This is a genomic window from Alkalimonas cellulosilytica (genome assembly GCF_036325985.1).
Lineage (GTDB): Bacteria > Pseudomonadota > Gammaproteobacteria > Enterobacterales > Alteromonadaceae > Alkalimonas > Alkalimonas cellulosilytica.
On record NZ_JAUHLI010000010.1, the window covers coordinates 90,591 to 102,996 of the forward strand.

At 54.0% G+C, this 12,406-nt stretch carries 13 protein-coding genes; 11 read left to right on the forward strand and 2 right to left on the reverse strand.

The window, feature by feature from the left end; translation table 11 throughout:
• The 5 genes from cysD to cysQ are packed head-to-tail and all read left to right on the forward strand — an operon-like array spanning window position 1 to window position 5,495.
• Window positions 1-897: a sulfate adenylyltransferase subunit CysD gene (gene cysD, locus QWY20_RS11320; protein WP_330129124.1), complete on the forward strand. Its 897-nt coding sequence runs from the start codon at window positions 1-3 to the stop codon at window positions 895-897.
• Entirely contained in the window at window positions 897-2,360 is a 1,464-nt protein-coding gene (cysN, locus tag QWY20_RS11325; RefSeq protein WP_330129125.1) for a sulfate adenylyltransferase subunit CysN, read from the forward strand. Before cysD ends, cysN begins: the two co-directional genes overlap by 1 nt.
• Window positions 2,357-4,081 (forward strand): SLC13 family permease, encoded by a 1,725-nt coding sequence (locus tag QWY20_RS11330; RefSeq protein ID WP_330129126.1) that lies wholly within the window; start codon window positions 2,357-2,359, stop codon window positions 4,079-4,081. The genes cysN and QWY20_RS11330 overlap by 4 nt, the downstream gene beginning before the upstream one ends.
• An 18-nt stretch (window positions 4,082-4,099) precedes the next feature.
• A complete protein-coding gene (cysC, locus tag QWY20_RS11335) occupies window positions 4,100-4,717 on the forward strand; it encodes an adenylyl-sulfate kinase (RefSeq protein WP_330129127.1) in 618 nt (205 codons plus the stop codon).
• Between the two features lie 13 nt (window positions 4,718-4,730).
• Complete coding sequence (gene cysQ / locus QWY20_RS11340) at window positions 4,731-5,495, forward strand: 3'(2'),5'-bisphosphate nucleotidase CysQ (protein WP_330129128.1); 765 nt, start codon at window positions 4,731-4,733, stop codon at window positions 5,493-5,495.
• 22 nt (window positions 5,496-5,517) lie between these two features.
• Here cysQ and QWY20_RS11345 read toward each other — a convergent pair whose 3' ends face one another.
• Window positions 5,518-6,159 carry a hypothetical protein gene (locus QWY20_RS11345; RefSeq protein WP_330129129.1) on the reverse strand — a complete coding sequence of 214 codons (642 nt, stop codon included), beginning with the start codon at window positions 6,157-6,159 and terminating at the stop codon, window positions 5,518-5,520.
• Window positions 6,160-6,284: 125 nt separating this feature from the next.
• Between QWY20_RS11345 and rsuA the strand changes: the two genes are divergently transcribed.
• From rsuA to QWY20_RS11365, 4 genes are all read left to right on the forward strand, one after another.
• Window positions 6,285-6,989, forward strand: a complete 705-nt coding sequence (gene rsuA / locus QWY20_RS11350; protein ID WP_330129130.1) for a 16S rRNA pseudouridine(516) synthase RsuA — start codon at window positions 6,285-6,287, stop codon at window positions 6,987-6,989.
• 96 nt (window positions 6,990-7,085) lie between these two features.
• Window positions 7,086-7,556, forward strand: a complete 471-nt coding sequence (locus QWY20_RS11355) for a DUF3015 family protein (protein ID WP_330129131.1) — start codon at window positions 7,086-7,088, stop codon at window positions 7,554-7,556.
• Window positions 7,557-7,718: 162 nt separating this feature from the next.
• On the forward strand, window positions 7,719-9,500 hold the full coding sequence (locus QWY20_RS11360) for an Lnb N-terminal periplasmic domain-containing protein (protein WP_330129132.1): 1,782 nt from the start codon (window positions 7,719-7,721) through the stop codon (window positions 9,498-9,500).
• Window positions 9,501-9,559: 59 nt separating this feature from the next.
• Entirely contained in the window at window positions 9,560-9,805 is a 246-nt protein-coding gene (locus QWY20_RS11365; protein ID WP_228592997.1) for a GlsB/YeaQ/YmgE family stress response membrane protein, read from the forward strand.
• 8 nt (window positions 9,806-9,813) lie between these two features.
• Here the strand turns inward: QWY20_RS11365 and QWY20_RS11370 are convergent, their stop codons facing one another.
• Window positions 9,814-10,059 (reverse strand): DUF1289 domain-containing protein, encoded by a 246-nt coding sequence (locus QWY20_RS11370; protein ID WP_330129133.1) that lies wholly within the window; start codon window positions 10,057-10,059, stop codon window positions 9,814-9,816.
• 402 nt (window positions 10,060-10,461) lie between these two features.
• On the opposite strand from QWY20_RS11370, the gene ilvG reads away from it, so the two are divergent.
• Window positions 10,462-12,120 (forward strand): acetolactate synthase 2 catalytic subunit, encoded by a 1,659-nt coding sequence (ilvG, locus tag QWY20_RS11375; RefSeq protein ID WP_330129134.1) that lies wholly within the window; start codon window positions 10,462-10,464, stop codon window positions 12,118-12,120.
• Window positions 12,117-12,371 carry an acetolactate synthase 2 small subunit gene (gene ilvM, locus QWY20_RS11380; protein WP_330129135.1) on the forward strand — a complete coding sequence of 85 codons (255 nt, stop codon included), beginning with the start codon at window positions 12,117-12,119 and terminating at the stop codon, window positions 12,369-12,371. The genes ilvG and ilvM overlap by 4 nt, the downstream gene beginning before the upstream one ends.
• Window positions 12,372-12,406 lie beyond the last annotated feature (35 nt).

A 12,406-nucleotide genomic window follows, 5' to 3' on the forward strand; every position in this document is an offset into this window, starting at 1 on the left:
ATGGCTTTATCGCATTTACAACAACTGGAAGCCGAGAGCATCCATATTTTCCGCGAAGTCGCGGCCGAGTTTAAAAAGCCGGTGATGCTGTATTCGATTGGCAAGGACTCATCGGTGCTGCTGCACCTGGCCCGTAAAGCCTTTGCACCGGGAAAAATCCCCTTCCCCTTGCTGCATGTCGACACCGACTGGAAGTTCCGTGAAATGATTGAATTTCGCGACCGCATTGCCAAGGACTACCAGCTGGATTTGCGGGTGCACAAAAACCCGGAAGGCCTGGCGATGGGCATTAACCCCTTTGTACATGGCAGTGCCAAGCACACCGACATCATGAAAACTCAGGGCTTAAAGCAGGCGCTGAACCAGTATGGCTTTGATGCGGCTTTTGGCGGCGCCCGTCGTGATGAAGAAAAATCCCGCGCCAAGGAGCGGGTGTTCTCCTTTCGCGATAAGCACCACCGTTGGGATCCGAAAAACCAGCGGCCTGAGCTGTGGAATCTTTACAACAGCGCCATCAACGAAGGCGAAAGCATTCGGGTATTTCCGTTATCGAACTGGACCGAGCTGGATATCTGGCTTTATATCCTGCAGGAAAACATCGACATCGTGCCGCTGTACCTGGCGAAAGAGCGCCCTGTGGTGAAGCGTGATGGCACCCTGATTATGGTGGATGACGATCGCATGCCGATTGAACCGGGTGAGGTAATTGAACAGAAATCGGTGCGTTTTCGCACCCTCGGCTGCTACCCACTGACCGGTGCCATTGAGTCCACCGCCAACACGCTGGAAGGCATTGTCGAAGAAATGTTACGGGCCCGCACCTCTGAGCGTCAAGGACGGGTGATTGATCAGGATCAATCCGGGATGGAGCTGAAAAAACGCGAGGGGTACTTCTGATGAGCAGCACCGTTTTGGAAAACACCAGCTTAGAGCAGCAACTGAATGAGCTCGGCATTCGCGGCTACCTGCAGCAGCATCAGGACAAAAGCCTGCTGCGGGTGCTGACCTGTGGCAGTGTAGATGATGGCAAAAGCACCCTGATTGGCCGCCTGCTGCACGACAGTCAGCAACTCTATGACGATCAGCTGGATGCGCTGAAGCGTGACCACAAAGGCCGCAACAGCGAAGGCGAGCTGGAGCTGGCAATGCTGGTGGATGGCCTGCAGGCCGAGCGTGAACAAGGCATCACCATCGACGTGGCCTACCGTTACTTTTCCACCACCAAGCGCAAATTTATTCTGGCCGATACGCCGGGCCATGAGCAGTACACCCGCAATATGGCCACCGGCGCGTCCAACGCCGATGTTGCTATTTTGCTGGTCGATGCGCGCCATGGCGTGCTGACTCAGACCAAGCGCCACAGCTTTATCTGTGCCTTGCTTGGCATCAAGCATTTTGTGGTAGCAGTCAACAAGATGGATTTGATTGGCTACGCAGAAACCGAGTTTAGCCGCATCAAAAAAGACATTCTGGCCATTACCACCCAGTTGCAGGTACATCAGGTTGATGTGGTGCCTCTCAGCGCACTCAAAGGCGAGAATATCATGACCCTGTCGGCCAACATGCCCTGGTACCAGGGCCAGCCACTCTTGCCTTTGCTGGAAACACTGCCGGTGCCGGATCGTAGCGGCCAGCACAGCCGCTTCCCGGTGCAGTACGTCATCCGGCCCGATCTGAACTTCCGTGGTTTTGCCGGTACCGTTACCGGTGGCCGGCTGGCGGTGGGGCAAACAGTGAAAGTCTACCCTTCCGGCCAGCAAAGCACCATTCGCAGCATTGAAACTTTTGCTGGCGCCCAGCCATCGGCCCAGGCCGGTGAAGCCGTGACGCTGACGTTGCAGGATGAAATCGACATCAGCCGCGGCGACTGGCTGGTGCCAGTGGAAGAAAGCATCACTCAAAGCAACCGAGCCCTGGCCTATCTGGTGTGGTTTAACGAGCAGCCACTGCAACAAGGCCGTTTGTACGACCTGAAACTGGCCAGCCGCAAAAGCTCGGCCAGCATCAGCAAGCTGGACCATAAAATGAATATCAATACGCTGCAAAAGGTCGAAGCCGACAGCGTGCAGATGAACGACATTGCCCTGGTGGAGCTGGAGCTGACTGAAGTGCTGCCACTGGATACTGCCAGTGAGCACCCGGGTACCGGAAACTTTATTCTGGTCGACAGGCTGAGCAATGCCACGGTCGCTGCCGGCCTGGTGCAAACCGTGCTGGCCACCGAGCAAGCCAGTGTGCCGGCCAATTTCTCTGCCTTTGAGTTGGAGCTCAACGCCCTGATCCGCAAACACTTCCCGCACTGGAAAGCGGCCGATTTATCGGCGCTTAGTCAGGCGCTGTCGGCCCCGGATCGGTCATGACGCTGCAGCAGCTTGGGGTGATAGGCCTGTTGCTGGCGCTGATCGCAGGTCTTATCTTTAGCAAACGCTCGCCGGCCTTTTGGTTTGGCGGCGCTTTGCTGCTGAGCTATCTGGTTGGCTGGCAGCCGCTGGAAAAAGCGCTGACCAACTTCAGCAACCCCTCGCTGATCACCTTGATGCTGTTGCTGTTGGTCTCGCTGGCAATTGAAAAATCCCAGCTGGTGAGCTGGCTGAGCCGCAGCTTTTCCGGCCAGAACCTCAGTCTGGTAGTCGCCAGACTGAGCCTGGCCAGCGGCTTTTTGTCGTCCTTTGTCAACAATACGGCTGTGGTCTCCACGTTGATGTCGTCGCTGCGCCAGCATCCGCATTTTGCTGCCTCCAGACTGCTGATCCCGTTGTCGTACAGCGCCATTTTGGGCGGCATGCTGACCTTGATCGGCACCTCCACCAACCTGATCGTCAATGGCTTTGTCGAAGAAGCCGGCCATGCCAGTCTGGGCTTTTTTGATTTTACCCTGCTGGGCCTGATTGCCTTTGGCGCTGGCTTGCTGGTGCTGATGGTGGGCGCCCACTTTTTGCCCGACACCGGCAAAGACGAACAGACGGCCGCGCCTTATTACGTCAGTGCCCGGGTTGCAGACGACAGTCAGCTGATTGGCAAAAGCGTCAGCGACAACGGCCTGCGTGAGCTGCAGCAGCTGTTTTTGGCGGAAATTCAGCGCGGCGAGCAGCTGATTTGCCCGGTCAAGCCCGAGACGGTGCTGGAGCCCGGCGATGAACTGCATTTTGTCGGCGACTTGCAGGCGGTGTCCAAACTGCAGAGTTTTCCCGGCCTGACGCTGGTGCCCGGTGAAGCCGAGCACAGCGGCGAGCTGATGGAGGCGGCTATTAGCTACAGCTCCAAACTGGTTGGCAAAACCCTGAAGCAGGTGCGCTTTCGCGAGCAGTACAATGCGGCCGTGATCGCCGTGCGCCGCGGCCATGAGCGCTTAAACGGCGGCCTCGGCAATCTGGTACTGCATGCCGGCGATGTGTTGATCCTGGCCACCGGCAAAGACTTCCCCGGCCAAAATGAGCTGGGACAGGATTTTATTTACGTCAACGGCCTGGCCATCAGCCAGCCGCTGCCGGCCAAACGCAGCCACTGGGTACTGGGCAGCTTTGCGCTGACCCTGGTGCTGTCCATTCTGGAGTTGGTACCGCTGGTAAAAAGCCTGCCGGTGCTGCTGGTGCTCTATCTGGTCAGCTCGGTGATTAGCGTCAACGAGCTGAAGCGCCGCTTTCCGCTGGAGCTCTTTGTTATTGTTGGCTCGGCCATTGGTCTGGCGCAGCTGATGATCCAGTCCGGCGTGGCCGGCATGATTGCCGGAGGCCTGAATCAACTGGTGGCCGGTTATGGCCCCTATGGCGCGCTGATTGCCATTTTTGTTGCCACCTGGCTCTTTACCGAAGTGGTTACCAACAACGCCGCGGCCGCTTTGACCTTTCCTATTGCGTACGCGATGGCGCTGGATCTTGGCACAAGCCCGTTGCCATTTTTTATGGCGGTGGCCTTTGGTGCCTCGGCTAGTTTTATCTCCCCTTTTGGCTACCAGACCAACCTGATGGTCTACAGTGCCGGCAACTACCAGCTAAAAGACTATGCCCGGATCGGCATTCCGATGGCGCTGGTGTACTCGACGGTGGTGCTGCTGTGCCTGCCGTATTTTTACCCGTTTTAACTCTCGGACTGAACACAGATGACTGACAACATTGTATGGCAACAGCACCACACCAACCGCGCGCAGCGGGCCGAACTGTTCGGTCATCGCAGTGGCGTGATTTGGTTTACTGGCCTAAGCGGCTCAGGCAAATCCACCGTGGCCAATGCACTGGAGCAAGCACTGGCCGCCCGGGGCTTTCACACCTATTTGCTCGATGGTGACAATGTGCGCCACGGCCTTTGCGCCGACCTGGGCTTTAGTGCCGAGGATCGCACTGAAAACCTGCGCCGGGTTGGCGCCGTCTCTGGCCTGATGGTGGATGCCGGCTTGCTTGTGTTAAGTGCCTTTATTTCACCCTACCGCAGTCAACGCGCTTTGGTGCGCAGCCTGGTGCCGGAACAGTCCTTTTTGGAGGTGTACATTGCCACGCCACTGGCGGTCTGTGAGCAGCGCGATGTCAAAGGCCTGTATCAAAAAGCCCGTAAAGGCGAAATCAGCCACTTTACCGGCATCTCCGATCCCTACGAGGCACCGGAGAACCCCGATCTGGTGATCGACACCTCCAGCACCGAACTAAGCGTTAGTATCGAACAACTGTTGCAACTCCTTGCTGAGCGTGGTTGGATCAAGACTGCACAGAGCACCACCCTTTGATGGAATGAAGTCGATGAAACTACTGCTGCAACAAATCATTCAGCTGGCTGAGCAGGCGGGCGATGCCATCCTCGAGGTTTATCAGCGTGATATTACCGCGCAGGGCATTCACGCCAAGCACGACGACTCGCCGCTGACCGATGCCGATTTAGCCGCCCAGCAGATCATTAGCGCTCGCCTTCATCAGCTCACACCGGATATCCCGGTATTGTCGGAAGAAGCCGCCGCAACCCCCTGGCCCGAGCGCCAGCACTGGCAACGCTTCTGGTTGGTTGATCCCTTGGATGGCACCAAGGAATTTATTAAGCGTAATGGCGAGTTTACCGTCAATATTGCGCTGATCGAGCAGGGCAAGCCGGTGCTCGGCGTGGTGCATGCACCGGTAATGGAAAAGACCTGGGCGGCACTGAAAGGTGAAGGCGCCCTGGTACAACACCAGGGCGAGCAGTACCGCATTCATGCCAGCAAGCCACAGCCGGGTGAAGTTGTCAAAGTGGTTGGCAGTCGCAGCCATCCCAGCCCGGAGCTGGCCGGTTATCTGGAGCAATTCAAACAGTATGAAATGGTACCGGTCGGCAGTTCACTAAAATTCTGCCTGGTGGCTGAAGGGGAGGCCCATGTCTATCCACGCTTTGGCCCCACCATGCAGTGGGACACCGGCGCCGGTCATATTGTGGCCGAAGAAGCCGGTGCAACTGTTGCCTTTGAAGGGCTTAGCAATGCCCCTTATCATCGGGAAGCGCTGTTAAACCCCAACTTTCTGGTATCCGCGCTTTAGCAGCTAAAGCGCGTTCCTGGCGCTAAAAACTGAAACGTGCACCAAGGCGCCCCTGCGTGTAGGTGCCGCCCAGAAAGTCACCACGCTCAAACTCAGCCAAAATGGACAGATTGCGACTTAAAAAGTAATGCAAGCCAATAGCCTGAGTAAACTGGCTTTTATCCACAATATCCGACTCATCCAGATATTCATAGCCTAAACGGCCATACAGCTCAACCTGCGGTGTAATCATGCTGCGCAAAGTGCCTTCCACTTTCAGATAATCGTATTTATCCCTATCCAGGAACATCACATTGCCTGCAACGATTTTATCTTCCAGCCGGTAATTGCCAAAATAACCGGCCAGATCCAGCACCGTATTGGGTGCTACCGGAGTGATGACCCCAAGGCCGATGGCCCGATTGTAGATGCGGTAATTATCGTAGCCATCGGCAAAGCGGACTGTATCCTCTACCCGACTGTACTCACCCATAATAAACAGATGCTGGTTGATTAAAAAAGAGCCCTTTAAATCGTAGCCGCTGTAATCATTGCGCTCGCCTTCAAACTTATCTTCAAAGGATAAAAAACTGGCTTCCACAAAACGGTGTCCGGGCCAGTCATTGGCAGACGCTTGAAAACACAAAGCGGCGGCAACCGCTGATACCAATAAAGTAAAACGCATACTGCATCCTCCGGATGAATGATCAGCTTTTAGCCTAGCGGTTTGGGCTTAATTGAAGCTGAACAAGCTTTTGTGATCACGATTCAGTACACTATGCCAATACTTTCCTGTTACCACGAGCTTGTATGCGTCTGGATAAATTTATCAGCAGCTGCACCGGCCTGACCCGCTCTCAGGCCACCAAAGTGATCCGCCAGGGTCGGGTCGGCGTCAATGGCGAGCCTTGCAAGCAAGGAGCGACCCAGCTTAAAGCGGACGCTACCATCACTCTGGATGACGAACCGCTGGCACTGACCGGTCCCCGTTATCTGGTGCTGCACAAGCCGGCTGGCTATGTCTGCTCCAGTGATGATCCGGAGCATCCTACCGTGATGATGCTGCTGGATGAGCCGGCGCTAGAGTCACTCAATCCGGTGGGGCGGCTGGATCTCGATACCACAGGCTTGCTGCTGATTACCGACGATGGCCAGTGGTTGCATCGCATCACCTCGCCCAAACACCATGTCGCCAAAACCTACCGGGTCTGGCTGGCCGATCCCATCCCTGCCGATGCCGCAGTCCAGTTTGCCGAGGGCGTACTGCTGCGTGGTGAAAAAGATCTCACCCTGCCAGCCGAGCTGGAAGTCATTGCCGAGCGCGAAGCCCTGCTCACCATTCACGAAGGCCGTTACCATCAGGTGAAACGGATGTTTGCTGCTGTTGGCAACAAGGTGGTGCGGCTGCACCGCGAAAAAATCGGTGATTTTCAGCTGCCGGAGGACTTGGCTGAAGGGGAGTATCGATTATTAACAGAGCAGGAAAAGTACCAGCTACAAACAGTGCAAAAATAAATTTAATAAACGCTTATTTACCATATTGACTAAATTGTAATCTTTGAGTATTTTCAGCCAGCGCCAGGCGCATAAAATAATGATTATGGAGATCTCATGAAAAATACACTTCTTGCCGTTGCTTTAGTCGCAGCAGCAGTTACTGCAGCGCCATCTGCAGAAGCCAATACCTCAATTAACCCATGGAAACACTGTGGCATCGGCGCCATGATTTTTGATGACAACAACACGGCTGCAGCCATCTCAAACGTTATTTGGGATCTTGGAACGACCGCTATTTCTTCTAAAATTTCTTCTGAAGACTCTTGCAAAGGTCAACGTGTAGCTGCCGCTCAATTTTTGCAAGACACCATTGCACAGGTTGAAGAAGAGACCGTCATTGGTGAAGGTCTGCACCTAACAACCGTACTAAACCTGATGGGCTGCGATGCAGCAGCGCACCCTGCATTAATCGGCGAAATGCGTTTACAGTTGGATCTGAACTCTGAAGCAAAAGCTGAAACTTATTTCCTGCAATTGGAAGCTACCATTGCAGAAAATTATGCCACTCAGTGCGCTGTAATTTAAGCCTACTGAAGCTCTGACCTGCCCGCTTTATGCGGGCTTTTCTTATTCTCATGCAGTATGACTATGACAATCCGATTATGGCTTCTACTTTTTCTCTTAACAAGTTCCCTAAGCGAAGCACAAGCCTCAACTCTTGAGCGTTTTCAACAACAAGCTGCTAGTTTGCAATTGCAGCATGAGCCTTACTGGCATGCCTTACTCCATTATAAAAAGCACCGGTTGAATACACAGCGTGTTCGTAGCGAAATTCTGGATGACGATTTCTTTCTTGCATCGGATGGACGTACCAACCCGGCCAGCGAGCTGCAAGCTACCCTGGCTGCAATTTTCCAAGACATCAACGAGGACACAAATCAGCATGCCAGCTGCCGATTTATTGCCCGAACCAATTGGCTCGAAAAACAACTCACAGGGTTAGCAGAGGTGCGCCCCCGCCCTGCCTGCACCTTGTTTGAACAGTGGGCAGAGCCCGAGTATCTGGACTCCGTGAGTTTAGTCTTTGCCAGTGGTTATTTGGGCAACCCAGCCTCATTTTATGGCCATATCCTCCTGAAACTGAACAGCAACAACCCAGTCAAAACCCACCTGCAGCACCAAAGTCTGAATTATGGCGCGGCAGTGCCGGATCAAGAGAATCCTTTTGCCTACATTATCAAAGGACTTTTTGGCGGTTATCAGTCCACCTTCTCGTATGGTGAGTTTTATAAAAACTCCTTAACGTACGGTGAGCATGAACTCAGAGACTTATGGGAATATCAGTTAAACCTGACAGATGGTGAAGTCTTGCAGCTCACCTACCATGCCTGGGAGTTGATTGGACGCCACCACACCTATTATTTTCTTAAAGAAAATTGTGCTTTTCGCATGGCTCAGTTGCTGGAGTTAATTATTGATGCCCGGTTAAAGCCAGACCTGCAACCCTGGGCTATGCCGATCTCTGTATTCCACGCAGTTTCTGGCATCGAGCATCATGGGCAGCCTTTGATCCGAGCCATCAAACTCCATCCATCCAGGCAACACCGCTTTTACCAGAAATATCAGCAATTGAATGCTGCTCAGCAGCATGCTGTTGCAGCCATTATCCATCATGACTTCAGGGTGCAGAACTTCTTAGAGCCACTGCCATCAGCAGAGCAACAAGCTCAAGTATTGGAAGCGTTATTCGACTATATAGAGTTTGCTTATTTGGGCGAGTCTGTAGTCATTCAGCAAAAAAAACAGGGGCTGCTGCAAGCAAGGCTAATGCTGCCAGTGCTACCGCCAGCTCCATTTCCACAACCAGAGCAATTTCCTCATCAAAGTACGCGCCCCTCCATGTGGCAACTGCAAGCTTCGCATAGAAGCGACAAATTTATACCCGGTGTGCGATTCCGAGCAGCCTATTACGATTTATTGACCGCTCAGACGGGCCAGCCACCTTTTTCTGCGTTAGGCATGTTTGATGTCACTTTGGCAAGAGAAGAGCAACGTTTCGTCATTCAACAATTTGAGCTACTTCGGATCGAGCAAATGAATTTATCCACCACAGGCTTACCTGCCGACTCTGGTTTTGCCTGGAAAGTTGCACTTGGTTACCGGTCGCTGACCCGCCACTGTTCTGATTGCCGTCACCTATATGCCGAAGGTGGTCTGGGGAAAGCCATTCACTTCCAAGAGTATGGGATTGTCTATGCCATGCTGGATGGACGGCTTCACCCTGCCGGAGAACAGCTTAACTTGGTTAGCGCTGTTGGCAGGCTTGGCGCTATTGTCGATATCCATCCAGGCTGGCGCAGCCAACTGGAGTTTGGCTGGAGTAGTTACGCTCAATCCGGTCATCAGAGTTATGGCTGGTACCGCTGGCACAACCGCTTTGGTCAGAGTCCTGATTGGGATATCCGGCTCTCCTTGGACACTACCCAAGACGCTACACAGTGGACACTGTCCTACAGTCGTTATTGGTAACGATGTGACTTTTACCAAATCATGGCTAAACTTAAAAAAACAACAATGAGGGCAACTGCATGAACTTTATTATCTTTTTATTGATTGGCGCCTTAGCGGGCTGGTTGGCCGGGCAATTAATGAAAGGCCGGGGCTTTGGCTTGGTGGTCAATATTGTGGTCGGGGTGGTGGGCTCGTTTATTGGCGGCCTGGTGTTTTCTGCATTGGGGCTAGGACCAACCAACCTGCTTGGTACTTTGATTATGGCCACCATTGGTGCTGTGGTGCTGCTGTTTTTACTCAGCTTGATTAACAAGAAAGCCTGAACAGGCACTTAGTCAAATAAATCCGGCTCGGTAGCAGTGCTGTTTGCAGTACTGCCACCACCGACTCTTTGTTCACGCCGTTTTTTACGCTGCGCCAGCAACTTTAAAATCCGGGCTTTTTCCGCTACCGGCTTTTGTAGCCAGTTAAAGCGTTCTTCGCGTGAGCGCAGGCAGCCTTTGCAATAACCGCGGTTATCGCTTTCGCAGACCCCAATGCAGGGGTTGGGCAAATCAAACAGCTCTAACTGATCCATCCGGGCTCGCTGACAATGGCCGATAACTGCAGTGTACTCCGCCAGACAGAAGCTGTGCAAATCGCTCTACAGCGGCTTTTTTGCGATAAATTGCGTATCTGCCGAAAAAAGCGTTGACTTCAGACTGATAGACGGCTATTTATATAGGCAACTGGCGTGGTTTTTCACCACAGCCCCAATTAACCGTTAGAGTTAGTGAAGAATTACAAGATGCGTTTAGCAACCGTTCTGAACATTATTGTCCTCGTAGTCGTGGTGATTATTAGTCGCTGCGGGGGCTTGCGTTTGGAATTTACCAGCTAAATAACCAGATTCCAAAGAACCCCCGCTCCGCAAGGACCGGGGGTTTTTTCGTTTCCTGGCCTTGCAAAAAGCGGGTTGAGAGCATGCAGAGGAAACACAATGAAAGGCGCAGATTTGGTAATGAAGGTGCTGCAGCAGCACGGGGTAGACAGCATCTTTGGCTACCCCGGTGGGGCTATCATGCCGATTTACGATGCCATCTATCATAGCCCGGTGAAGCACTACCTGTGCCGGCATGAGCAGGGTGGTGCCTTTTCTGCCATTGGCTATGCCCGCAGCTCTGGCAAGGTCGGTGTCTGCCTGGCTACTTCGGGCCCGGGTGCAACCAACCTGATCACCTCGCTGGCCGATGCCTTGCTGGACTCGGTGCCGCTGGTAGCGATCACCGGTCAGGTGGCACAGGGCGTGATGGGTACCGATGCCTTCCAGGAAATTGATGTGCTGGGGCTGAGCCTGCCGGTCACCAAACACAGTTTTTTGGTGGAGCACATCGATGCGCTGGAAGACACCCTGCACCAGGCTTTTGTCCTGGCACAAAGTGGCCGCCCCGGCCCGGTGCTGTTGGATATTCCAAAAAACATCCAACAGGCCGAAGTCAGCTGCAACTTAAAGCCGGTGTCGGCTGCGCCAAAATCGTCATTACCACAGGTGGCGGCCGACCAGCTGCACCAAGCCCGCGCACTGATTGCTGCTGCCGAACGGCCCATCGCGTACATCGGGGGTGGCGTGCATATGGCCGATGCCATCGCCGAGCTGCAGCAGTTTTTAACCGAAAGCGCCATGCCATCGGTCACCACCTTAAAAGCCATGGGTTCGGTGGCCAAAGACAACCCCTATTATTTGGGCATGCTGGGCATGCATGGCACTCAGGCGGCTAATCTGGCGGTGCAGCAATGCGATTTGCTGGTGTGTCTGGGCGCCCGTTTTGACGATCGGGTCACCGGCAAACTGGACAGCTTTGCCCCGAATGCCAAGGTGATCCAGCTGGATATCGACCCGGCCGAAATCAACAAGCTGCGCCGGCCTGATTGCGCCATGCTGGGCGATATGAAGCAGGTGTTGCCAGCGATCAGCGCAGCAACCCGCTGTCAGCCATGGCTTGAACATTGCCTGGCGCTAAAGCAGCAGCACGGCTGGCGCTACGATCATCCGGGCGAGCGGATTTATGCGCCGCTGTTTTTAAAGCAGTTAAGCGATCGCCTGCCGGATAACAGCGTGGTCTGCTGCGATGTCGGCCAGCATCAGATGTGGGTGGCGCAGCACATGCGCTTTAATCACCCACGCAATCATTTAAGTAGTGGCGGTTTGGGCACTATGGGTTTTGGCTTGCCGGCCGCCATCGGTGCCAAGCTGGCCCGGCCAGAAGATACTGTGCTGGCCGTCAGTGGCGATGGCTCCTTTATGATGAATGTACAGGAGCTGGGCACCATCAAGCGCTTTCGGCTGCCGGTGAAAATCGTGGTGGTCGACAACCAGCGTCTTGGCATGGTGAAGCAGTGGCAGCAGCTGTTTTTTAATGAGCGCTACAGCGAAACCGATTTATCCGACAACCCGGATTTTGTCGCGCTAGCTGCCGCTTTTGCCATTCCGGGCCATACCATCACCCGCAAAGACGAAGTGGCCGATGCGATGGAAGCCATGCTGACCTGGCCCGGCCCCTATTTGCTGCATGTACGGATTGATGAGCAAGACAACGTCTGGCCCCTGGTACCACCAGGAGCCGCCAACGAAGATATGTTAACGGAGAGAGCGCAATGAACCATGTACTGACCATCCAAACCAAAAATCAGGCGGTAGTGCTGGAGCGCGTGCTGCAAGTCACCCGTTACCGTGGCTTCCAGCTCACCGGCCTGGAGATGAAACCACAAAGCAGCCAGGCCGGCTTGCTGCTGACCTTGTCGATTGCCAGCGACAAGCCAATCCATCTGCTGACCAGCCAACTGAACAAGCTGGTCGATGTCGAGCAACTGGAGCTGCACAGCGAGCAACTGGCGTCACTGAGAGCCTGATTTCAACTTTTTTGCTAATGTTAACGATGCCCAGC